General features: G+C 70.2%; 20 protein-coding genes. 10 read left to right on the top strand and 10 right to left on the bottom strand.

The features are described from left to right. From ITP53_RS40865 to ITP53_RS40845, 5 genes are all read left to right on the top strand, one after another. A partial coding sequence (locus ITP53_RS40865; RefSeq protein WP_456238113.1) for an aromatic-ring hydroxylase C-terminal domain-containing protein occupies positions 1-539 on the top strand: 539 nt, incomplete at its 5' end. 5 nt (positions 540-544) lie between these two features. Next, positions 545-2,284, top strand: coding sequence for an acetyl/propionyl/methylcrotonyl-CoA carboxylase subunit alpha (locus ITP53_RS40860; protein ID WP_195900835.1), 1,740 nt, complete (start codon positions 545-547; stop codon positions 2,282-2,284). Positions 2,285-2,436: 152 nt separating this feature from the next. Then, entirely contained in the window at positions 2,437-4,278 is a 1,842-nt protein-coding gene (locus ITP53_RS40855; RefSeq protein ID WP_195900833.1) for an AfsR/SARP family transcriptional regulator, read from the top strand. 10 nt (positions 4,279-4,288) lie between these two features. Beyond that, a complete protein-coding gene (locus tag ITP53_RS40850; protein ID WP_195900832.1) occupies positions 4,289-4,606 on the top strand; it encodes an antibiotic biosynthesis monooxygenase family protein in 318 nt (105 codons plus the stop codon). Continuing rightward, positions 4,606-4,923: an antibiotic biosynthesis monooxygenase family protein gene (locus ITP53_RS40845; protein ID WP_195900831.1), complete on the top strand. Its 318-nt coding sequence runs from the start codon at positions 4,606-4,608 to the stop codon at positions 4,921-4,923. The genes ITP53_RS40850 and ITP53_RS40845 overlap by 1 nt, the downstream gene beginning before the upstream one ends. Positions 4,924-5,019: 96 nt before the next feature. Here the strand turns inward: ITP53_RS40845 and ITP53_RS40840 are convergent, their stop codons facing one another. From ITP53_RS40840 to ITP53_RS40825, 4 genes are all read right to left on the bottom strand, one after another. Then, positions 5,020-6,465 (bottom strand): FAD-dependent oxidoreductase, encoded by a 1,446-nt coding sequence (locus tag ITP53_RS40840; protein WP_195900830.1) that lies wholly within the window; start codon positions 6,463-6,465, stop codon positions 5,020-5,022. Positions 6,466-6,468: 3 nt separating this feature from the next. Beyond that, a complete protein-coding gene (locus tag ITP53_RS40835; protein ID WP_195900829.1) occupies positions 6,469-7,068 on the bottom strand; it encodes a nitroreductase family protein in 600 nt (199 codons plus the stop codon). A gap of 2 nt (positions 7,069-7,070) precedes the next feature. Next, positions 7,071-8,930, bottom strand: a complete 1,860-nt coding sequence (asnB, locus tag ITP53_RS40830; RefSeq protein WP_195900828.1) for an asparagine synthase (glutamine-hydrolyzing) — start codon at positions 8,928-8,930, stop codon at positions 7,071-7,073. Between the two features lie 132 nt (positions 8,931-9,062). Next, positions 9,063-9,263, bottom strand: a complete 201-nt coding sequence (locus tag ITP53_RS40825; RefSeq protein ID WP_195900827.1) for a ferredoxin — start codon at positions 9,261-9,263, stop codon at positions 9,063-9,065. Between the two features lie 151 nt (positions 9,264-9,414). Between ITP53_RS40825 and ITP53_RS40820 the strand changes: the two genes are divergently transcribed. Continuing rightward, positions 9,415-10,416 (top strand): acetylserotonin O-methyltransferase, encoded by a 1,002-nt coding sequence (locus tag ITP53_RS40820; protein ID WP_236051697.1) that lies wholly within the window; start codon positions 9,415-9,417, stop codon positions 10,414-10,416. A gap of 34 nt (positions 10,417-10,450) precedes the next feature. After that, a complete protein-coding gene (locus ITP53_RS40815; RefSeq protein WP_195900825.1) occupies positions 10,451-11,926 on the top strand; it encodes a peptide MFS transporter in 1,476 nt (491 codons plus the stop codon). Between the two features lie 63 nt (positions 11,927-11,989). Here the strand turns inward: ITP53_RS40815 and ITP53_RS40810 are convergent, their stop codons facing one another. Genes ITP53_RS40810 through ITP53_RS40800 form a run of 3 tightly spaced genes read right to left on the bottom strand, consistent with a single transcriptional unit; the run spans position 11,990 to position 15,081 of the window. Next, positions 11,990-13,003: a methyltransferase gene (locus ITP53_RS40810; protein WP_195900824.1), complete on the bottom strand. Its 1,014-nt coding sequence runs from the start codon at positions 13,001-13,003 to the stop codon at positions 11,990-11,992. Between the two features lie 12 nt (positions 13,004-13,015). Further along, a complete protein-coding gene (locus ITP53_RS40805; protein ID WP_195900823.1) occupies positions 13,016-14,227 on the bottom strand; it encodes an FAD-dependent oxidoreductase in 1,212 nt (403 codons plus the stop codon). Further along, complete coding sequence (locus ITP53_RS40800; protein WP_195900822.1) at positions 14,227-15,081, bottom strand: LLM class flavin-dependent oxidoreductase; 855 nt, start codon at positions 15,079-15,081, stop codon at positions 14,227-14,229. The genes ITP53_RS40805 and ITP53_RS40800 overlap by 1 nt, the downstream gene beginning before the upstream one ends. Positions 15,082-15,290: 209 nt before the next feature. Here ITP53_RS40800 and ITP53_RS40795 point away from each other — a divergent pair, with 209 nt between their 5' ends. Further along, the gene (locus ITP53_RS40795; protein ID WP_195900821.1) at positions 15,291-16,292 is read left to right on the top strand and encodes an LLM class flavin-dependent oxidoreductase; all 1,002 of its coding nucleotides are present in this window, start codon (positions 15,291-15,293) and stop codon (positions 16,290-16,292) included. A 64-nt stretch (positions 16,293-16,356) separates the two neighbouring features. Here the strand turns inward: ITP53_RS40795 and ITP53_RS40790 are convergent, their stop codons facing one another. The 3 genes from ITP53_RS40790 to ITP53_RS40780 are packed head-to-tail and all read right to left on the bottom strand — an operon-like array spanning position 16,357 to position 19,654. Continuing rightward, on the bottom strand, positions 16,357-17,775 hold the full coding sequence (locus ITP53_RS40790) for an NAD(P)/FAD-dependent oxidoreductase (protein ID WP_195900820.1): 1,419 nt from the start codon (positions 17,773-17,775) through the stop codon (positions 16,357-16,359). A 45-nt stretch (positions 17,776-17,820) separates the two neighbouring features. Next, positions 17,821-18,417 carry a class I SAM-dependent methyltransferase gene (locus tag ITP53_RS40785; RefSeq protein ID WP_195900819.1) on the bottom strand — a complete coding sequence of 199 codons (597 nt, stop codon included), beginning with the start codon at positions 18,415-18,417 and terminating at the stop codon, positions 17,821-17,823. A 10-nt stretch (positions 18,418-18,427) separates the two neighbouring features. Beyond that, complete coding sequence (locus ITP53_RS40780) at positions 18,428-19,654, bottom strand: FAD-dependent oxidoreductase (RefSeq protein ID WP_195900818.1); 1,227 nt, start codon at positions 19,652-19,654, stop codon at positions 18,428-18,430. Positions 19,655-19,875: 221 nt separating this feature from the next. Between ITP53_RS40780 and ITP53_RS40775 the strand changes: the two genes are divergently transcribed. Continuing rightward, a complete protein-coding gene (locus tag ITP53_RS40775) occupies positions 19,876-20,463 on the top strand; it encodes a PadR family transcriptional regulator (RefSeq protein WP_207757131.1) in 588 nt (195 codons plus the stop codon). Positions 20,464-20,465: 2 nt separating this feature from the next. Next, positions 20,466-21,677 (top strand): FAD-dependent monooxygenase, encoded by a 1,212-nt coding sequence (locus tag ITP53_RS40770; protein ID WP_195900817.1) that lies wholly within the window; start codon positions 20,466-20,468, stop codon positions 21,675-21,677. The last annotated feature ends 10 nt before the right edge of the window (positions 21,678-21,687 follow it).

Raw genomic sequence — 21,687 nt, 5'->3', positions numbered from 1 at the left:
GGCTCGACACGTACGAGGCCGAGCGCAGGCCGGTGGCGCGGACGCTGGCGGACATCACCGTACGGCGGCAGCAGGCCAGGTTCAGCGACCAGCCGTACGAGGACGACGTGGACGACCTGGTGTGCGCGCTCGGCCAGCGCTACGGGCACGACTCGGTCTACGGCGGCGGACTGGTCGAGGGGGCCGTCCCCGGCACCCGCGCGCCGCACCTGTGGCTGCTCGACGAGGGGCGGCGGATCGCGGTGCACGACCTGTTCCACGACGCGTTCGTCCTGCTCACCGGGGCCGGCGGCGGCCGGTGGACGGAGGCGGCGGACAAGTGCGCCGCCCAGCTCGGCGTCCCGCTGCGGGCCCACCGCGTCGGTTCCGAGCTGATCGACGTGGACGACGCCTGGCAGTCCAGGTACGGCCTGGGCCAGGACGGCGCGGTGCTCGTCCGGCCGGACGGCTACGTGGCCTGGAGCACCCCTTCGCCCGCGGGCGACCCCGAGTCTGTCCTCCGTGACGTGCTCCACCGGACCCTGATGAGAGCGAAATGAGCGGCATCTCCAAGGTCCTGATCGTCAACCGTGGCGAGATCGCGGTCCGGATCGTCCGCGCGTGCAGGGACGAGGGCCTCACCAGCGTCGCCGTCTACGCGGAACAGGACCTGAGCGCGCTGCACGTCGAACTCGCCGACGAGGCGTACGCACTCGGCGGGACCAGCCCGGCCGAGACCTACCTGGACATCGGCAAGGTGCTGGCCGTCGCCGCCCGCTCAGGCGCGGACGCGGTCCATCCCGGCTACGGCTTCCTGGCGGAGAACGCGGACTTCGCCGAGGCCGTCATCGAAGCCGGGCTCACCTGGATCGGCCCGCCACCCGGCGCCATCAGGTCGCTGGGCGACAAGGTCGCCGCGCGGCACATCGCACAGCGGGTCGGCGCGCCTATGGTGGCGGGCACCGGCGAGCCGGTCGCGGGTGTGGCGGAGGTGGAGGCCTTCGCCGCCGAGCACGGGCTGCCGATCGCGATCAAGGCGGCGTACGGCGGCGGCGGCCGTGGCCTGAAGGTCGCCTGCACGATGGCGGAGATCCCCGAGGCGTACGAGTCCGCGGTCCGGGAGGCGGTCACCGCCTTCGGGCGCGGGGAGTGCTTCGTGGAGCGTTACCTGGAGCGGCCCCGCCACGTGGAGACCCAGTGCCTGGCCGACGCGCACGGCCAGGTGGTCGTGGTGTCCACCCGGGACTGCTCGTTGCAGCGACGGCACCAGAAGCTCGTCGAGGAGGCGCCGGCGCCGTACCTCACGGACGAGCAGCGGGAGCAGCTCTACACCAGCTCCAAGGCGATCCTGCGGGAGGCCGGCTACGTCGGCGCGGGCACCTGCGAGTTCCTCGTCGGCACGGACGGGGTCGTCTCCTTCCTGGAGGTCAACACCCGGCTGCAGGTCGAGCACCCGGTCACCGAGGAGGTGACGGGGATCGACCTGGTGCGGGAGATGTTCCGCATCGCGCGGGGCGAGCCGCTCGGCTACGACGACCCGGAGCCGCGCGGCCACTCGATCGAGTTCCGCGTCAACGCCGAGGACGCAGGACGCGGGTTCCTGCCCGCCCCCGGCACGATCTCGGCCTTCCGGCCGCCGACCGGGCCCGGCGTACGACTGGACGCGGGCTACGCCTCAGGACAGGTCGTGCCGAGGGAGTTCGACTCGCTGATCGCCAAGCTGATCGTGACCGGGGCCGACAGGGAGCAGGCGCTGCGCCGGGCCCGGCGGGCGCTGGCCGAGTTCGGGATCGAGGGGCTGCCCACGCTGCTGCCCTTCCACCGGGCGGCGGTGGTGGAGCCCGCCTTCACGGAGGAACCGTTCTCCGTGCACACCCGCTGGATCGAGACGGACTTCACCACCCCCATCGAGCCACACCCCCACCCCGAGGAGCCCGTGCCCGCGGCCGCTCGTGAGCGCGTCAGCGTCGAGGTGGACGGCCGCCGCCTGGAGGTCGTGCTGCCCGCCGCCATGATGGCCACCGCGGGCGCCGCTCCCCCGCCGGCGCCCCGCCGGGCCGCCAAGGCCGCGGGACTGGCGGGCGCCGACGGCGACGCGCTGGTCAGCTCGATGCAGGGGACGGTCGTCAAGGTGAACGTGGCCGACGGCGACACCGTCGACGAGGGCGCCACCGTCCTGGTCATCGAGGCGATGAAGATGGAGCAGCCCGTCACCGCCCACAAGGCGGGCGTCGTCAGCGGCCTGTCCGCGACCGCGGGGCAGAGCGTCGCGTCAGGCGCGGTGCTGTGCCACATCACCCCCTAGAACCCACCGGTAGGCCGGGAGACCGCATCTCTAGGGGTTGTCCTGAAAGAAGCTCAAAAATTAGCCTTCAAGGGAAATTGATGCCGGACGTCCGAATCCGCCGGAATCAGCGTTGATTCCCTCAACATGCTGTGCGCAGATTGAAGGGCACAATGAGCTTCCGCATTCTCGGCCCGCTCGCCGTCATACACGAAGGCCGGGATATCACTCCCACCGCGCCCAAGGTCCGACAGGTGCTGGCCTTTCTTCTGGTGCGCAAGGGCCAGATCGTGCAAATCAGTGAGTTCATCGATGAATTATGGGGAGATCAGCCTCCGGAAAGCGCGATGACGACTCTCCAGACCTACATCTACAAACTCAGGAAAGAGGTCCTCGACCCGTCCGGCCTGGCCCGGCTGCACACCCAGCAGTGCGGTTATCTGCTCGAGGTCCCCGACGAACGAGTCGACGTCGGCGTCTTCGAGCAGGCGGCCAAGGAGGGTCGCCAGTTGCTGGAGCGCGGCGACGCGCAGCGCGCCGGCGAGTTGCTGTCCGAGGCGCTGAGCGTGTGGCGGGGCCAGGCGCTCCTCGGTGTGACCACGGGCGAGATCCTCTCCGCCCACGTGACCCGCCTGGAGGAGAACCGGCTGCGGGCTCTGGAGATGCACATCGAGGCCGACATGCACCTCGGGCGCTATCGCGAGCTCATCAGCGAGTTGAAGACGCTCGTACACGACTACCCGCTGCACGAACGTTTCTACGGCGACCTCATGACCGCGCTGAACCGGTCGGGACGCCGGTACGAGGCGCTGGAGGTCTACCGGCGGTTGCGCAAGGTGCTGATCGACGAGTTGGGCCTCGAACCGTCCGCCGCGCTGCAGCGCCTCCACCAGTCGCTGCTGAGCGCCGACACCCCCAAGCCGGCCGGGAACCCCCCCACGGGGGGCCAGGGAGGCGGCCAGGCAGGGGCGGCCACGAGACCGCCCGCCGTGCTGACCGTTCCCGCGCAACTGCCGCCCGACATATCCGACTTCACCGGACGCGTGGCGCCGATGGCCCGGCTCACCGAGGTCCTCACCGCCCCACAGAGCACCACGACCCGCACGTTGTCGATCACCGGCATGGGCGGCGTGGGGAAGACGACCCTGGCGCTGCACGTCGCGCACCTCAACCGGGCCAGGTTCCCCGACGGCCAGCTCTTCGCCGACCTGCACGGCGCCTCGGCCACCCCTACGGCGCCTGCCGACGTCCTCGCCGGCTTCCTGCGCTCGGTAGGGGTGCCTGACCACCAGATCCCGCCGACGCTCGAGGAGCGGAGCAGCCTCTTCCGCACCTGGAGCAACGACCGGCGGCTCCTGGTCGTCCTGGACAACGCCAGCGAGGCCGCCCAGGTGACCGCCCTGCTGCCCGCGGCACCCCAGTGCGTGGTGATCGTCACCAGCCGCGAGGGGCTTCAGAGCATGCCCGGCGTGACGAGCGTGGAGCTCGGCGTCATGAGCCTGGCGGAGGGCACGCAGCTGCTCGGCCGCGTCATCGGGGCCGAGCGGGTGGCCGCCGAGCCCGAGTACGCCGAGAAGATCGTCGACCTCTGCGGGCGGCTGCCCCGGGCGCTGCGCTGCGTCGGCTCCCGTCTCGCCGCCGCCCGGGTCTGGTCGCTGCAGAAGATGGCGGCGCTGATCGAGTCGTGCCCGACGCCTCTCGACCAGCTGCGCTTCGCCGACTTCGACGTACGCGCGGACTACGACCACGCCTACTTCAGGCTCGAACCGCACGACCGCAGCATGCTGCGCCTGCTCAGCCTGCTGCCTCCGCAGGACTTCACCGCCGTGACGGCCGCCGGGCTGCTCGGCAACGCCACAGACGCGGTGGAGGCCCGCCTGACCCGCCTGGCCGGCTGCCATCTCCTCGACGTCCGCTCGGACGACGCCGGCAGCATCCGGTACGGCATGCACCGCCTCACCCGGCTCTACGCCAGGGAACGGTTGAACCGCGAATATCTCCAGCCCGAGGATTGAGGTCCCAGTCATGTCACAAGACCAGCCCGTCTTCCGTGTCCTCCTGCGCATGCAGATCCACGCCGGCATGGAGGAGGAGTTCGAGCGCACGTGGTACCAGGTCGGCAAGGCCGTCACCGACCACCCCGCCAACCTCGGCCAGTGGCTCGCCAAGAGCCAGGAGGAGGGCGTCTACTTCATCATGAGCGACTGGACGGACGAGCCCCGCTTCCGCGAGTTCGAGCACAGCGACGGTCATCTCGAGCACCGCACCAAGCTCCACCCGTTCCGCTCGGGAGGGACGATGGACACCATGAACGTGGTGTACGCGATGGGAGGCAAGGGCTGATGCGCGGCGCCCGGGCCCGGGTGCTGATCTACGCCGCCGCGCCCTCCGAGGAGCCGGACGCCGTCGAGACCGCCTACCACCAGATCAGCCGCGCGCTTTCGGGCACGCCCGGCCTGCTCGGCAACGAGTTGCTGCGGGCCGCCGACGACCCCGCGGCGTTCGTGGTGATGAGCGAGTGGGAGAGCCTCGCCGCGTTCCGGCGCTGGGAGGAGGGAGCGGGGCACCGCGACACCACCGCTCCGCTGCGCCGCCACCAGCGGGCGCCCGGCCACAGCCCGTTCGGCATCTACGAGGTCAAGGCGGACTATTCCGCGTGACCAACGACAAAGTGGCGCACCGCGATGAGTACGCAGTGCGCCACTTTTCTTACCGCCCTCACGCGGGCGAGCTCTCTGCACTTCTTTCCGCCGCCGTCACGCGGGCGAGCTCTCCAGAGTGGGCTCGGCCGTCAGCACGATCTCCCTGAGCCGCTGAATGTCCGGCCCGGACTCCACGGGCGGCCGGGCGGCGCGCTCGCGCAGGTTGTCCTTGGCCCGCAGGACGAGGTCGGGATTGTTGATCACGGCGTCCGCGGGTCCCGTGAGGTTGATCCGGCGGCAGAACGCCCGCGAGAGCTCCACGTCGCTCAGCACGCCCGCGGCCACGCCCTCGGCGATGAGCCGCTGCCGTTCCATCTCGGCCCGGTCGTGCTCGGGCACCTCCTGCCCGGTGATCCGGTAGATGCGGGCCCGGTCCATCGCCGCCGACTCCCGGTAGACGGCGTCGGCCTCCGTGGCGGTGGCGGCGTCGTAGGCGAGCGCCATGGCCACCGGGTCGTTCTCGTGCGCGGCGACGGCCTCGGCGGCGGCGAACGCGTACGTGAGCGCCATCGACGCCCCCCAGCCGTAGGCCGGGTTGGTGGTGCACAGCGCGTCCCCGACGGGCAGCAGGCCCGTCACGACCGGCCGCCCGTCGACCACGAAATACCGGCGGGCGTTGTGGTGCCCGCCCATGATCTGGATGCCGTCCAGGGGGGTGGCGTTGGCCGGGTCGATCCACGGGGCCAGGTCCGGGATGCTGCGCGCGGCGGCCTCCCAGGCCCACGTGTTGCGCAGCGGCCGCAGGTCCTCCTCGCTGGGATGGACCTCGAAACAGAGGCCGAAGGTGTCGTGATCGCCGGGGAAGCCGATGTACATCAGGCTTTCGAGCTCGCCCCGGAGCAGCATGGCGTTCCGCGGCAGCGCGCAGCCGGGGGTGAACCGGTAGTAGCGGCTGAAGTAGACGGTCTCGCAGTCCTGGGTGTCGGCAGGGACGTGCACGCCCGCGGCGGCCAGCCACCTGGACGTCCGCGAGCGCCCGCCGCCGCAGTCGAGCACCAGGTCCGTCGCGATCTCACGGCCGTCGGCCAGGCGCACCCCGGTGACCCGGGGCTCTCCCTGGGCGAAGCTCAGCCCGCCGGCCAGCTCGGGGCAGAGGAACGTGATGCCGGGCTCGGCCTCTGCACAGCGCCGCAGCGCCAGCTCGAAGGCGGACCTGCGCGCCCACACGACGGTGAACTCGTCGTCAGAGGGCCGCACGAACTCCGCAGGGGTGAACGTCTTGAAGACGTTGACCTCCTCGATGCCGTCGGCCCTGAGCCGGTCGAGCACCTCGGGCGCGTGCTCCGCCAGCAGCGTGCGCGCGCGGGCGGAGAAGCCGTGCGGCAGCCGGAACTGCGGCACGCCACGGCGCTTCCAGGCCAGGAAGGGGTCCAGGTCCTCGTCGGCGGGCGGTGGCGGGTCCCGCTCGATCAGCGCGACCGGGTAGCCGCGTCGTACCAGGCCGATGGCTGCCGCCAGGCCGGCGATGCCGCCGCCGAGGATGACGATGCGGGGTTTCACCGGTCACACCCGCCATTCGATGAGCTCGTCGTTGGGCAGGCGGGTCGCGGCGTTGGCCGGCACGGGCAACACGCGGTCGAGGTCCGGGTGGCCGATGGTGATCACGCCGGCCAGGGCGAGGTCGTCCCGCAGGCCGGCCACCTCCGCCAGCGCGTCCAGCTCGTCGGTGTAGACCGAGCTGAAGTAGCCGGTCGCGAGCCCCTCGTTCAGGGCGGCGAGCTGCAGCAGCACGAACAACGCGCCGCAGTCGAACCACCAGAAGGGCACGGGCCACGGGATCTCGGTGTAGCCGTCCCTGACCTCCTCGGCCTGCCCGTAGCGCTCGTGGTACGACTGCTCCCGCGTGCACAGATAGATGTGCACCGGCGCCGACGCGATCCACCGGGGGAAGCCCAGGTCGACGTAGCGTCCCTCGGCGATGTCGGCGGCCTGCTGCCTGAGCTTCTGATCGGTCACGATGACCAGCCGGTGTCCCTGGCTGAAGCCCGCGCTGGGCGCCCGCCGCAGCCCCTGCAGCACCCGTTGCAACACGTCGTCGGCCACGGGCAGGTCCTTGTAGCTGCGCATCATCTGACGCCTGCGCAGCACGTCGGCGAAGTCCATCGTCAGATCTCCAGCTCTACGTCGTACTGCCGCATCCAGGTGTTGAACTGCAGCGCCATCTCGACGTGCATCCTGCTGATCCACTCGTGGGAACGGTCGGACAGGTCTTCGATCGTGCGACGTACCGCGTCGGCGTCGAGCAGCGGGAGCGCCGGCGACGTGGGGTCGTTGAGCAGGGCGGTCAGCTCGCCGTGCAGCATCCGCGTGTACGCCGCGTCCTGCGTGACCGGCCACGGGCTCTTCTTGCGTTCGAGCACCGAGGTGGGCACGAGATCGCGTACGGCCGCCCGCAGGATGCTCTTCTCCCTGCCGTCGAAGGTCTTGAGGCTCCACGGCGTGTTGTACATGTACTCGACCAGCCGGTGGTCGGCGTACGGCACCCGGAGTTCGAGGCCGTGCGCCATGGAGAGGCGGTCGTCGCGCTCCAGCAGCATGGGCAGCCACCGGGTCAGGGTGACGTAGCCGACCGAGCGCATCCGGCTCTCGGTGGCGTCCTCCCCGTCCTGGTGCGGCACCTCCGCCAGCGCGCTGGTGAAGTGGTCGGCGTAGTACTCGTTCATGTCGAGCTTGCGCATCAGCCCCGGGTCGAACAGGCCTCTGCCCTGACCGGTCTGTGAGCCCGGCTGGCGGAGCTCGTTGGCCGACCAGGGGAAGATGCCGGCGTTCAGCAGGCCGTCGTCGAACATCCAGTTGTAGCCGCCGAAGATCTCGTCGGCCACCTCTCCCGCCAGCGCCACCGTGGAGTGCTTCTTGATCTCGCGCGACGTCAGGTAGTTGGAGGTGTCCATGTCGCCCAGCGTCGTCGGCATGTCCTGCGCCAGCAGGACCTCCAGCCGGGTCCGCGCATCCATCAGGTCGTCGGTGTTCAGCATGATCCTGACGTGATCGGAGCCGATGTGCCGCGCCATCTCGTCCGCGAACGGCTCGTCCGGCGAGAACCGCACGTCGTCCGGCTGGAAGTCCTGGGCGTACTTGTCGAAGGTCGTCACGAACGTGCGCACCCGCTCGCCGTCGAGCTTCCAGCGCCACTTCGCGGCGATCGCGGTGATGGCGCTGGAGTCCAGGCCGCCGGAGAGCGCCGTGCACAGCGGGACGTCCGCCTCCAGCTCGCGCAGGACGATGTCCTCCAGCAGCTCGCGGACGTGGCCGACGGTCGCGTCGAGGTCGTCGGTGTGCGGTCGGGCCTCCAGCGCCCAGTACGTCCTGTCCACCACGCCGTCGCGGCCGACGGTCAGCGAGTGACCCGGCAGCACGGCCCGCATGTCACGGAAGACGGACCGGCCGGGCGTCTTGGCGGTGGCGAAGAGCTCGCGCAGGCCGTCGAGGGCCACGGCGGGCCGTACCAGGGGGTTGGCCAGCAGCGCCTTGGGCTCGGAGCCGAACAGGATCCCTTCCTGGAGTCTCGTGTAGTAGAGGGGTTTGACGCCGAGGCGGTCGCGGACCAGCACCAGCTCCTGCCGGCGCACGTCCCAGATCGCGAAGGCGAAGATGCCTTCCAGCCGCTTCGCGCAGTCGCTCCCCCACTCCAGATAGGCGCGCAGGACGACCTCGGTGTCGCTCCGCGTACGGAACTCGTGTCCTCTGGCCCGCAACTCGCTGCGCAACTGCTTGAAGTTGTAGACCTCGCCGTTGTAGACGATCACGGCGACGGTCGTGCCGTCCTCCTCGACGGTCAGCGGTTGCGCACCACCGGCCACGTCGATGACCGCCGTACGCGTGTGCCCGAGGCCGACGTTGCCGCGCAGCCACAGGCCCTGGTCGTCAACGCCTCTTTTGGCCAGCGCGTCCGTCATCGCCTGCAACGTCGGCCGATCCGGCGTCAGGTCTCGTCCGAAGTCCACCCAGCCGGCGATACCGCACATCCACGTCTCCTTCGGTTGGTCCGGTAGCTTCGCCCAGCATGTGGCCGCCGAGTCCAGCCGACCTCGACGACCACTCGACCTGCCACTCGACCGGGCACTCGACCGGGCACTCGATCCGCCACTCGATCGGGCTCAGCCCGTGGCATCGCTGATGTGGATCGAGCGGGTCGGGCAGCCGCGGGCCGCGCGGCGTACGGCCTGGTGCAGCTCGTCGGGCGGGGTCGCGTCGATCACCTCGACCGAGCCGTCCTCGTCCTGGTCGAACACCTCGGGGACGCCGTAGACGCACAGGCTGGCTACCGCGCAGGTGTCCTTGGTCGCGCTCACATGCATCGCAATCACCCGTTTCGATAGGGGCCCCAATGTGGCCCCCAATGTGCAAGGCGTGGTTCGCGAGCGGCTCGAAGGGCCGTCTTCGAGTGAGGTTCCACGGCGGTGCGGCATGGTCGCGGTGACGTCAGAGCGCTATGGAAGGAGGCGGCCGATGATGCGTACCATGCACGACATCCTCCGGCTCGCTAACGCATTCTGTGAGTCCCAGGCGCTGCTCAGCGCGGTGGAGCTCGACCTGTTCGGCGCGCTGCGGGACGGCCCCGCCACCGAGCGGGACCTCCGTCTGCGACTGGGCCTGCACGGCCGCGGGCTGCCCGACCTCCTCCGGCTGCTCGTCGTGCTCGGCCTGCTCCACGAGGACGGCGGCCGCTACCGCAACGCCGAGGTCGCCGACCGCCACCTCGTCGGCGGCGGGCCGGGCTACGCCGGCGGCGCGCTGCTCGGCGTCAAGGCGAACCTCTATCCGCTCTGGGGAGAGCTGACCGAGACGCTGCGGACCGGCCGGCCGCGATCGGCCTCCGACGACTTCGCCGCCATGCTGGACGACCCCGATGAGCTGCGGCGCTACACCCGCATGATGGACGGCACCCTTCAACCACTCGTGCCTGAGCTGCTCAAGGCCGTCGACTGGGCGGCCTACCGGTCCTTCCTGGACATCGGCGGCTGCCGGGGCGACCTGGCCGGGCAGCTCGTCCAGGCGTACCCGCACCTGACCGGGCACGTGTTCGACCTGCCGCAACTAGAGCCGCTGTTCGACGAGCACATGGCCGATCAGGGCACCACCGGTGGAGTGATCTTCCACTCCGGGGACTTCTTCGCCGACCCGCTGCCCCAGGCCGATGTGCTGATCCTCGGGCACGTCCTGCACAACTGGTCACGCGACCGGCGCGAGCAGCTGATGCGGGCCGCCTTCCGCGCCGTACGTCCCGGCGGCGTGCTGGTGGTGCACGACCGGATGATCGACGCCGCCCGGCCGACCGTCGACAACCTCGTGACCAGCCTGGTCATGGCCCTGGTGACCGAGGAGGGCGAGGAGTACGCCATCGACGAGGTCATCGAGCTGGCCGAGTCCGCCGGCTTCGCCTCCGCGAGTCACCAGCCGCTCGACGACAACGAGACCCTGGTCGTCTGCCGTACCTCCGGCCGTTCTTGAGTCTGGCTCGATCCACCGGACGGACTCTCGGGGTATGACATCCCCTTCCTGGTCCAAACGTTCGTTCGTCACGCTCTTCATGAGCGACCTGTGGGAGCGCTTCGGCTTCTACGGCATGATGGCCATCCTGGTCCTGTACTTCACCGCTCCCGCCGGCAACGGTGGTCTCGGGCTGGCGCCCGCCGACTCAGCGGCGCTGGTGGGGATCTACATCGGCCTGAGCTTCATGATGGCCATGCTCGGCGGCTGGGTGGGCGACCGGGTCTTCGGCCCGCACACCGCGACGAGGTACGGCTCGATCATCCTGCCGGCCGGCTACTTCGTGCTCGCCATCCCCACGACGGCGGTCACCGGCATCGGGTTGCTGCTGGTCGCGGTGGGCACGGCGATCTACAAGCCCAACCTCACCACCATGCTCAACCTGCACTACCAGAGGGTACGCAGCGAGCGCGAGGCGGCGATCTCCATCTTCTACGTCGGCATCCAGGTCAGCGCGCTGCTGGCGCCACTGGTGACCGGCTTCCTCGGTGAGCGGATCAACTGGCACCTCGGTTTCGCCGCGGCCGGCGTGACCGGGGTCATCTGCGCGCTGACGTACCAGCGGGGCAGCCGCCACTTCGACACCGTCGGCACCGTCGCCGTCAACCGGGCGAGCAGCGGGGAGGTGCGGCAGTTCGGGCTGCGCGCGGCGATCCCGGCGCTCTTCCTGCTGGCGTGCGCGACCGGGCTGGTGCCGCTCGGGCTGACCATCGCGATCTGCGGCGCGGCCATCATCCTGCTGCCGTTCGTGGCGTACTTCCTGCTCCGCCGCCACCCCGACCTGACCTCGGACGACCGGCGGCGCCTGACGCTCTTCCTCTGGCCGCTGATCGGCTCGGCCCTGTTCTGGCTGATCGCGGGGCAGGACGGCTCGATGCTCAACCTCTTCTCGCTGCAGTCCACCGACCGGGAGCTCTTCGGCTTCCTGCTGCCCGCCAGCTGGCTGCAGTCGGCGACGCCGTTGTTCATCCTGCTCGCGGCGCCGCTGCTGGCGTGGTACTTCAAGAACAACGGGCAGCGCGTCAACGTGGCGGTGAAGTTCTCGGTCGGGCTCGTCATCGTGGGGGCCAGTTTCGTCATCATGGCGGGGGCCGCCTCGCTGGCGGCCTCGGGGGACAAGGTCTCGCCCCTGTGGCTGCTCTCGGTCTACCTCCTGCACGCCTTCGGGGAGCTGATCATCGCGGCGGTCGGCATCAGCGCCGCCTTCGAGATCGCGCCCCCGGCCTTCCGTGCCCGCATGATCGGTGTGTGGTGGCTGTTCTCCGCGCTCGGCGCCGGTGTGGGCAGCCAGGTCGTACGGCTGACCTCGGTCATCCCGCACACCGCCTACTACCTGGCCCTCGGTGTGATCGTCACGGGCTTCGGGCTCGCGGTGGCGTACCGGCGTAACCACATCGCCGCCGGCATCGTCAGGCCCGTCGACGTCGCCGAGGTCGCCGAGGAGGTGGCGACCCCGACGGCGCATCACTGAGGCGCGACACCACAAAGGCCGGCGACGGATCACCGTCGCCGGCCTTCGCCGTGTGGTGCGGACTCAGCTCGCCTTGTGCGCGATCACGAGCGTGTCGTCGTCGCCGAGCAGGCGCTCCTCGGCCGAGGCGAACCCCGCCCCCTCGATGTGGCTGCGGAGCTCGCCCACGGTGTACTCCGAGCCCCCGTCGGTGACCAGCAGCATGTCCAGGCTGATCACCAGGTTCTCGATCCTGCTGGACGCGCGGTCGAGCATCCGGTCGTAGACCAGCAGCACGCCCCCGGGGTTGACGGCGTCGTACGCCTTCTCCACCAGGAACTTCCGCTGCTCCGCCGACCAGTCGTGCAGGACGTGGCCGAGGACCACGATGTCGGCGGAGGGCAGCGGGTCGGAGAAGAAGCTGCCTCCGTGGAAGGTCACCTTGCCGGTCAGCCCCTGCTCGGCGGCGAGTTCCGCGGCGAAGGGCGCCATCTGCGGCAGGTCGAACACGTTGCCCTCGAGGTGCGAGTGCGCCTTGACGATCTGCGCGGCCAGCCCGCCACGGCAGCCGCCGACGTCCAGCACGGAGCCGTAGCCGCCCCAGCCGTCGTACGCCTCGATCAGCTGCGGGCCGAGCGTACGCGTCAGCGCGTCCATCGAGTTGATGAACTGGGCGAGGATCTTCGGGTTCTCGACCACCGCGTCGAAGTGGCTCCCGCTCTGCGACTCGCCGGTGCGCAGGGCCTCGGAGAGCCGGCCCCAGGCCGGGTACAGGTTGCGGTTGGACCGCTCGATGAACCCGCCGATGTACGGCTCCGCACCCCGCACCAGATACCGGTCGGCGCCCGGGCTGTTGCGGTAACGGCCGTCCTCCCGCTCCAGCAGGTTGAGCTCGACCAGCAGGTCGAGCCAGTCGGACAGACCCCGGCCGTGCAGGCCGAGGCGCTCACGGATCACCTCGACGCCTGCCTCGCTGCCGTGCAGCGTGCTGAACAGGCCGAGCTCGACGGCCGTCAGCAGCGCTTTGGCGTCACAGAAGGAGTTGGCCAGCCGGATGATCCCGGAGGGCTTGCTGGTGTCCACCGCTGTACTCGTCACGTGCGCGTCTCCTTAGGATACTGAGTCGACATCGATCTTCCGCATGGACCATTTGGCGATCTTCAGCGACATCTCGATCGCCTCGGTCGCGTAACGCACCATCTCGGTCTGGTAGCCGCTCACCGCGTCCGTCAGCGACGTCTCGCCGCGGCTGACGGCCGCGAGGGCCTGGCTGAGCGCGGCGGCGTCGCGTAGTGCGGTGTTCGCCCCGACCCCGCCGGTCGGCGGCATCGTGTGCACGGCGTCGCCGAGCGGGACGACCCGTCCCTGCCCCCAGGGCTCGACGGGCATCGTCGCCTTCAGCGCCAGGGGGTAGGTCTCGGCCGGCTCGGCGTGCGCGAACACGCCGCGCAGGTCGGGGTGCCAGTCGGCGGTCCGCTCGAGCACCAGCTCGCGCAGCTGCTCGCCGGTCATCGCGAGGAACTCGCCGTCGGGCAGCCCCAGCACCTCCCGGTGCACGCTGAAGACCGACATGTAGTAGTCCTCGGCCTGGTCGAACTCCAGGCCGGGCCATAACCGCGCCGCGGCCTCGCGCGGCGTGCCGCGGAAGACCATGGGCATCAGGGCGAGGCGCAGGCCGTTCGAACCTGTGACGTTGACGAACCGGTCGCGCAGCACCTCCGGCAGCCCGGCCTTGATGGCGGCGGCCCTGGGCGTGCGGGAGAGTATCGCCCGTACGCCGAGGTCGAGCGCCTGGTACTCCGGCCGCAGCTGCTTGCGCACCTGCGAGTTGGCCCCGTCCGCCGCCACCAGCACGTCGCCGGTGACCGTGTGGCCGCCCGCGAAGTGGGCCACGACCTTGTCGCCCACCTGGTCGAAGGCGGTGAACCTGCGGTCGAAGTGCACCACCCCGTCGAGCCCTGCGAGCAGGACACGGCGCAGCGTCATGCGGTCGACCGCGTCGATCTTGTCGGGCGCGTCGCCGCGGGCGTCGCCGAACTCGGGGGCCCACTGCGGGTTCAGCTGCTCGTCGTAGGCGGCCAGGCCCTGCTCGTGCCGCAGGTTCGCGGTCGCGCTGAGCAGGTCCTGCGCGCGGCGGGGCAGGCAGGCCCGCAGCGCGCTCTCCCCCTCCGGGCTGATCCGCAGCCGGTAGCCCTGCATCCGCCCGCGCGGGGAGGAGTCGCGTTCGTAGACGTGGACGTCCTCGACGCCGGCCTGCTTCAGTCCCTGGGCGAGGCAGAGCCCGCCGATGCCACCACCGATGATGATGATCCGGAGTGGCATCACAGCACCACGTCGGCTATCCGGTCGAGGTGGTCCGGGTCGGCCGTGCAGGGCAGCAGCAGCATCTCGTCGCAGCCGTTGGCCGCGTAGGCGTCCACCGCGTCCTTGAGCCGGTCCTCCTCCGTGATCGCGCCGGCCGCGAGGTGCCCGGCCATGGTGCCCATGTAGGCGTAGTAGCTGAGCATGTGCTCGGTGGCCCGCTCCTTGCCGCCTGGGCCGAGGGACACGTAGCAGTTGGTGCCCATCCTCGGCTTGCCCGTACGGCCCTCCTCGGCCCAGAGCTCGCCGAACCTGGTCACCAGGTCAGGGAACTTGTGCGGCGGGCCGCCCGGCGAGATCCAGCCGATGGCGTACTTCGCCGCCCGGCGCAGGCCCGCGGGCGAGTGCCCGCCGGCCCACATCGGGATGTCGCCGTTGACCGGGCGCGGACCGACGCCCGGCACCGGCCCCTCTCCCTTCCAGACCTCCTTGAGCTCCTCGATCATCGCGTCCAGCCGCCGGCCACGGGTGCCGTAGTCGGTACCGGTCGCGACGTAGTCGTCCTCGCGCATCCCGGCGGAGACGCCGACGACGAGCCGGCCGCCGGACAGGCGGTCCAGGCTGGCGAGCTGCTTGGCCAGTTCGACCGAGCTCGGCCGGTACGCGGCCAGCAGGATCGCCGTCACCAGCTTGATCCGCTCGGTCACCGCGGCCGCGGCGGACAGCGCCACGATGCCGTCGTAGTTGTCGTAGACCATTCGATCGACCACCGTCAGGCTGCTGAACCCGAGGCGGTCGGCGCGGCGCGCGAACTCGATCAGCTGGCTGCCGTCAGCGCCGGGAATGGTAGTCGGAAGGCAGACTCCGATATCCATGGACGCTCCTCTTGTGTGTCGGTGTGTGGAGGCGGCGCCGCCACGGTGTGCTCTTTCCGAGCGGAGACGAAGCCCCGCGGGTACAAATGTCGGAGCGGGCGGTGGGGGCGCGGTCGAGCCTGGGTCGATGCCGTCGTCCGGCGCGTTCGACGACCCGTCGAGTTCTCCTGGCTAATTTCGCCTTCTGACCCGACTGCGAAAGGTGTGCCATGAAACTCGGCGCGATCATCGAGTGGACGGACGACCTCGCCGCATTCCGCGACGTGGTCCGCCTGACCGACGAACTCGGCTATGACGTCATCGGCGTCGGCGACACTCCGGCCCGCGCCTACGAGTTGTTCGTGTCGCTCGCGGTGGCGGCGCAGGAGAGCCGGAACGCGACGCTGACGACGATGGTGACGACGCCGTTCCTGCGTCACCCGGTCACCACCGCCACCGCGATGTCCACCCTGCACGAGCTGACCGGCGGCCGGGTCCGCCTCTCCCTGGGCAACGGCGGCAGCACCAGGCGCGTCGTCGGACGCTCCCCCGTGGGCTCGCCGCGGCAGCTCTTCGACTACCTGCGGGCCGTACGGGAGATACTCAACGGCGGGACGGCGGAGGTGGACGGCTACACCACCGAGGCGCTCACCCGGGTGCACCCCATGCCGATCCACGTGGCCGCCGACTACCCGCAGAGCCTGCGCCTGGCCGGCGAGACGGCCGACGGCGTGATCACCACGGTCGGGATGTCGCCCGAGCACGTGGCGCGGAAGATCGCCCTGATCCGTGAGGGCGCCGAGCGGGCCGGCCGCGACCCGGACGCGATCGAGATCTGGGGCTTCAGCTTCATCTCCATCCACGACACCCGCGAAGAGGCGTACGGCGAGATCGCCGCGGCGCTGGCCTCCGACGTCGCCCTGCGCCTGAAGGCGCCGCACATGCGTAGTCTCGTCCCGGCCGGCCTGCTGCCCGCGCTGGAGGAGATGGAGCGCCGCTACGACGTCTGGGACTTCGCCCACGGCGGCAAGAACGCCCGCCTGCTCGAAGAGCTGGGGCTCACCGAACTCGCCGCCGGGTTCACCGGCGTGGCGGGCACCGTCCCCGAGGTGGCCGAGCACCTGAGGACGCTGGAGTCCACGGGCGTCACGGGGATGCTCGCGGCGCTGCCCGTCCTGGCCGACCCGGCGGGCACGCTGCGCGGGCTCCGCAAGGCGGCCGACGCCCGCTGAGCACCCCCGTACGCGACAGCAGGCCCCCACCCGGGAGGTGGGGGCCTTGTTCGTGTCGTGCCGGTCAGCCGACGACGTCGAGCTCCGGCGCGGGCTGGCTCGAACGCAGGCCGAGCCTGGGCTGGGTGACGAGATACAGCCCGCCGACGGCGTTGGCCGGGTCGAACGGCGACTGCTTCATCTCGTGGACCCGGTTGAGGTTGTTCAGCGGGTTGGGGTCACCGCTCTCGGCTCCCCGCAGGTGCTCCTGGACCAGCTTGTACGCCTGCTCCGCATCCTCGAGGTCGGCGATCCCGGTGATGATCCGGTCGAACGAGTCCTGCACGTTCAGGTGGTCCCGCTCGCCGTTGGTCAGCTTCTGCGCGTTGTAGAAATGGTGCTCCTTGCCCCGGTAGCTCTCGTAGAAGACCGAGACCAGGACGAGCAGCCGCTGGTAGGCGTGCTCGTACACGCTGGAGTAGAACCGCCACGCGTCCTCCTCCTCGACCTCCCCGCGCAGCACGCTGGCCAGGCTGGCCGCGCCGAGCATCGCGCTGTAGGTGGCGAGGTGGACGCCGGTGGACAGGAGCGGGTCGAGGAAGCAGGCGGCGTCGCCGGACATGAGGTAGCCGGGACCGGCGAAGGTCTCGGTGGTGTAGGAGTAGTCCTGCTCGACCTTCATCCCGCCCACCTGCTCGGCGCCCTCCAGCATGGCGAGCACGGTCGGGCACTTGGCCAGGGCCTCGTCGTAGACCGCCTGGATGTCGCCGTTCAGCCGGCCGCGGCTCTCGATGAACAGATCGCGTCCGGTGACCAGGCCGACGCTCAAGGTACCGTCGTGCAGCGGGATGGCCCAGAACCAGCCGTCCTCGACCGAGCAGACGGCGATGGCGCCCTTGGGGCCCTTGGTGAGCGGCTTGGCGTTCTTCCAGTAGGTCCACGCCGCGACGTTCTTGAACACCTCGTGCAGCCTGCGGCTCTTGAGGTGCCGGGTGGACAGCACGCCGCCGCGGCCCGAGGCGTCGATGACATGGCCGAACTCGATGCGTCCCGAACTGCTCGCGTCCTTGGTCTCGTACCAGGTGGCCGCGACCGCGCGGTCGCCGTCGAACTCGATGTCGCGCACGCTCACCCCCTCGTGCACCTCGACGCCGAGCTCACGGGCGTGGTCGAGGAGGAGCTGGTCGAACTCGCTGCGGACGACCTGCCACGCGTTGGGGGTCTCGTCCCCCATGTTGCTGAACTTCACCTCCCACTCCTCAGGACCCCAGTGGAAGAACGCGCCGCCCTTGGGCTGGAAGCCGTGGGCCTCCACCTTCTCCCAGACCCCGAGCAGTTCGAAGATCGGACGGCAGGAGGGCAGGATCGACTCGCCGATGTGGTAGCGGGGGAAACGGTCGCGTTCCAGCAGGGTCACCTGGAAGCCCTCACGGGCCAGCAGACCGGCCGCCGTCGAGCCCGCGGGGCCGCCCCCGATGATCAGAACCTGGGTTGATTCGCGCATGACTTGATCCTTCCTTCGTCGGGTTGAAGGCCGCTCGTGCGCCGGTCAAGCGCGACGGCGCAGCACGAAACAGGCTGAGCCGCTGCCGGCGGCCGGAGCGGCGAGCCGGCGAATCGTGAACGCCTCCTCGTACAGCTCCCGCTCCTCTCCCGGCCGGAGCCGGCCGGGGTATCGCATGCGCTCCCATCGCCACCAAGGGATGTCGTTGTAGAAGCACCACATGAGCACGAGCCCGCCAGGGCGCGTCCACTCCGCCACGTGCGCGGCGGTCACCTTCCGCCGCGCCGGCGGCGCGTCGTCGAGCGACCCGTAGTCCACGATCAGGTCGTACGGCCCCCGCACGCCGTCCACCCGGTCCGCGGTGAAGTCGGCCCTGACGAGGTCCACCTCCACCCCGGCGCGGCCAGCCGCCTCGCGCGCCTTGGCCAGCGCCACGGGCGAGAAGTCCACCCCGGTGGTCTCGAACCCCTGCCGCGCGAGGAAGACCGTCTGCGTCCCGTCGCCGCAGCCGAGGTCCAGCGCCCGGCCTGGGCGCGAGATCTCGCCACCGGCCAGCAACTCGGCGAGCTCCGGTCGAGGCGCGCTGGTCTCCCAGGGCGCCCCGACGCGATACATGAAGTCGTAGCGAATCCGACCGGCCATGTCCCCTGCCTCATCTCGTTCGGGCGCCGGACAGCGGACCCGCGTCCGCTCCGACCGCCTCGTCCCAGTCGATCCGGTGGCGATGCTGGTAGCCGAGCGTCCGCTCGGGCCGCAGGGCCGTACGCAGTGCCAGCGGCAGCAGCAGGCTCAGCAGCGCGCCGCCCACCGGTCCGAGCAGCTTGCCGCTGTTGGTCCGCCCGGCCTGCCTGATGACCCGCTCGACCCGTGGACGGCGCAGGCGCTCGTACGCGGCGAAGGCGCGCGTGGGGTCGGGCAGGTCGCGCAGGCAGCGGGCGAGCTGGACCGCGCTCTCGATCGCCAGCGAGGCGCCCTGGCCCGAGCTGGGTGAGGGCGCGTGCACGGCGTCACCGACGAGGACCATCCGGCCCCGGTGCCAGCGCGGCACGCTCGGCATGATCTCGACCGTGCCCAGCACGATCAGGCGGTCGGGGCTGGTGTGCCTGAGCAGGTCGGTGGCGGGCACCTCGCCGGCGTAGACCTCGCGGAGCCGCCGCAGCCACTCGGCGGCCGGCACCCGGCGGGCCTGGGCGGCGGTCATCGGCTGGGCGTGCGGCAGGTTGGCGAACCATCCGGTCCTGCCGTCGGGCTGCAGCCAGTATCCGAGGAACCCGCGCCTGCCGAAGGCCATCCACAGGTCGTCCGGGTCGGCCGCGACCGCGTGGTCGGCGAGGCCGTCGAAGTTCATCAGCGGAACGTGCCGTGGCCCTGGGGCGCCGGGGTCGATCAAGGTGCGGACCGTGGAGCGGATGCCGTCGGCGCCGATCAGGACGTCTCCGCTCGCCGTGGTTCCGTCGGCGAACCTGGCCGTGATGCCGCCCGGGGTCTCGTCGGCGCCGACCAGGCGCTTGCCGTACACGATCGGGACGCCGCCCGCGATGGCGTGGTCGTGCAGCGGGCCGTAGAGGTCGCTGCGCCACATGGTCTGGCTGGCTTCGAGTCCCGGCAGGCCGGGCAGCTCGCCCAGCTCCCTGCCGCGGCCGTTCGCCACGACCATGCGCCTGGTCGGCTGGCCGATCCTGCGTACGGTGGTGTCCAGGCCGGTGATCCCCAGCGCGGCGAAGCCGTTCGGCGCGATCGTGAGCACGCTGCCGACGCCCTCGGCGGGGCCGGCGTATGCCTCGTAGACGGTCGCCTCGATGCCCGCCCTGCGTAGCGCGAGCCCCAGCACAGGGCCGGCGATGCCGCCCCCGATGACCAGCGCGTTCCCCGTTGTCATCGTCGTCGATCCTCCTGAAGCGCCTCGGTTGGGCCGAGGGTAGGCGCGGGGGCTTGACGCCCGCTGGAGCGCCTGGCTTCGAGGCGGCTACGAGCGCGCCCGGTTAGAACCGGAGGCGTCCACCGAGCCTCACATAGTTGGTTTCATATAGTTGGTGTTGACTATTAAGGACTGACTAGTGCATCCTGGCTAAGGGACAAGAGATTGTGGATGAGACAGTGATGAAGCAGCGCAAGGTGGCCAACCCGCTGGCGTTGGCGGTGCTCGCCGAGTTGATGGTCGAGCCGATGCACCCCTATGAGATAGGACGTCGGCTCAAGGGACACGGAGCCGACTACGCCATCAAGTACACCCCAGGCTCCCTCTACATGGTCGTCAAGCAGCTGACCAGGGCAGGGTTCATCACTACACAGGAGACGGTGCGCGACACGGCCCGGCCGGAGCGCACCGTCTACGCCCTGACCGAACAGGGCACGCAGGAGCTCGTCGACTGGCTGAGCGACCTGGTCGCCGAGCCGGTCACCGAATACCCCCAGTTCGGGGTCGCCCTGTCGCTGATGAGCGTGCTGCCGCCCCACGAGGCGATCCGGCTGCTCTCTCAGCGGCTGGAACGCGTCACCACCCAAGGCGAACAGATCCGTCAGAGTAGGAAAAATGCCGACGACGACGGAGTCCTGTGGGTGTTCCTGATCGACGACGACTACCGGCTCGCCCTGGTGGAAGCCGAACGTCGGTTCGTCACCGAGCTCATCGAGTCGTTCAAGCAGCCGGCCTACACCCGGGCATGGCAGGAAACCTTAGGGAGCTAGACATGACGTCAGTCCAGAAAGCGCTGGTCATCGGCGGCGGTGTCGCCGGGCCCGCGGCCGCCATGGCCCTCCAGAAGGCGGGCATCGAAGCCGTGGTCTACGAGGCATACTCAGCCCCCGCCGACGACGTCGGCGTGTTCCTCACCGTCGCCACCAACGGCATCGACGCCCTGCGCACGGTCGGCTCGGGCAAGGATGTCGTGGCCGCCGGATTCCCCACCCCGAAGATCACCCTGCGTAACAGCAGCGGCAAGGACCTGGGCGGCACCAACACCGGCGCCACCCTGCCCGACGGCACCAAGAGCCACACCATCCGCCGTGCCGACCTCTACCGCATCCTGCAGGACGACGCCGTCTCCCGTGGCATCCGCATCGAGGGCGGCAAGCGGTTAGTGGACGCCGAGCAGACGGCCGACGGCGTGCGCGCCGTCTTCGCGGACGGCACCGAGGCCACCGGCGACATCATCATCGGCGCCGACGGCATCGACTCCACCGTACGCAAGATCATCGACCCCAACGCGCCCGCCCCCCACTACACCGGACTGATCAACCTCGGCGGCTACACCGACGGCGTCGCGGTCGACACCGAGTCGTGCAGCTACAGCATGATGTTCGGCAAGCGCGCGTTCTTCGGCTACGCCGTCCTGCCCAGCCGCGAGGTGTGGTGGTACGCGAGCCTCCCGCACCCCGGTGAGCCCAAGAAGGGCGAACTGGAAGCCGTCGACGGGCTGGCCTGGCAGCGCAGGCTGATCAGCTTCTTCGAGGGCGACTCCGGCCCCGCCGTCCAGCTCATCAAGAACACCCGTGACCCCGAGAACCTGCGCGCCACGACCACCCGCTCCGTGCCCAACCTGCCGACCTGGCACAGCGACCGCATGGTCATCATCGGGGACGCCGCCCACGCCCCCACCCCCACCTCAGGACAGGGCGCCTCGCTGTCGATCGAGGACGGGGTCGTCCTGGCCAAGTGCCTGCGCGACCTGCCGACCCCGAAGCAGGCGTTCGCCACCTTCGAGAAGCTCCGCCGCCCCCGCGTCGAGAACATCATCAAGGTCGCCAACAGCATCAACAACAACAAGGCCCCCGGCCCCATCGGCGCGGCGATCAGGGACGCCTTCACCCCGATCATCATGAAGCTGACCTCCAACAGCAAGTTCATGATGAGCCAGTACGACTACCACATCGAGTGGGAAGAGCCGGTAAAGGCCGCCTAACTCCACAACC

Origin of the sequence: Nonomuraea cypriaca (assembly GCF_015645445.1) — a bacterium.
In the GTDB taxonomy this organism is placed as follows: Bacteria; Actinomycetota; Actinomycetes; order Streptosporangiales; family Streptosporangiaceae; genus Nonomuraea; species Nonomuraea cypriaca.
The sequence above is the reverse complement of the archived record's forward strand: the minus strand, read 5'-3'. Positions and strand labels throughout refer to the sequence as shown.

What these genes read in the sequence shown, in the direction of transcription:
- ITP53_RS40775 (WP_207757131.1), top strand. Translation starts at nt 19,876, where the DNA reads ATGAAGCAGCGCAAGGTGGCCAACCCGCTGGCGTTGGCGGTGCTCGCC.
- ITP53_RS40795 (WP_195900821.1), top strand. Translation starts at nt 15,291, where the DNA reads ATGAAACTCGGCGCGATCATCGAGTGGACGGACGACCTCGCCGCATTC.
- ITP53_RS40845 (WP_195900831.1), top strand. Translation starts at nt 4,606, where the DNA reads ATGCGCGGCGCCCGGGCCCGGGTGCTGATCTACGCCGCCGCGCCCTCC.
- ITP53_RS40815 (WP_195900825.1), top strand. Translation starts at nt 10,451, where the DNA reads ATGACATCCCCTTCCTGGTCCAAACGTTCGTTCGTCACGCTCTTCATG.
- asnB (WP_195900828.1), bottom strand. Translation starts at nt 8,930, where the DNA reads ATGTGCGGTATCGCCGGCTGGGTGGACTTCGGACGAGACCTGACGCCG.
- ITP53_RS40785 (WP_195900819.1), bottom strand. Translation starts at nt 18,417, where the DNA reads ATGGCCGGTCGGATTCGCTACGACTTCATGTATCGCGTCGGGGCGCCC.
- ITP53_RS40805 (WP_195900823.1), bottom strand. Translation starts at nt 14,227, where the DNA reads ATGCCACTCCGGATCATCATCATCGGTGGTGGCATCGGCGGGCTCTGC.
- ITP53_RS40790 (WP_195900820.1), bottom strand. Translation starts at nt 17,775, where the DNA reads ATGCGCGAATCAACCCAGGTTCTGATCATCGGGGGCGGCCCCGCGGGC.
- ITP53_RS40780 (WP_195900818.1), bottom strand. Translation starts at nt 19,654, where the DNA reads ATGACAACGGGGAACGCGCTGGTCATCGGGGGCGGCATCGCCGGCCCT.
- ITP53_RS40820 (WP_236051697.1), top strand. Translation starts at nt 9,415, where the DNA reads ATGATGCGTACCATGCACGACATCCTCCGGCTCGCTAACGCATTCTGT.
- ITP53_RS40835 (WP_195900829.1), bottom strand. Translation starts at nt 7,068, where the DNA reads ATGGACTTCGCCGACGTGCTGCGCAGGCGTCAGATGATGCGCAGCTAC.
- ITP53_RS40850 (WP_195900832.1), top strand. Translation starts at nt 4,289, where the DNA reads ATGTCACAAGACCAGCCCGTCTTCCGTGTCCTCCTGCGCATGCAGATC.
- ITP53_RS40855 (WP_195900833.1), top strand. Translation starts at nt 2,437, where the DNA reads ATGAGCTTCCGCATTCTCGGCCCGCTCGCCGTCATACACGAAGGCCGG.
- ITP53_RS40800 (WP_195900822.1), bottom strand. Translation starts at nt 15,081, where the DNA reads ATGGATATCGGAGTCTGCCTTCCGACTACCATTCCCGGCGCTGACGGC.
- ITP53_RS40770 (WP_195900817.1), top strand. Translation starts at nt 20,466, where the DNA reads ATGACGTCAGTCCAGAAAGCGCTGGTCATCGGCGGCGGTGTCGCCGGG.
- ITP53_RS40825 (WP_195900827.1), bottom strand. Translation starts at nt 9,263, where the DNA reads ATGCATGTGAGCGCGACCAAGGACACCTGCGCGGTAGCCAGCCTGTGC.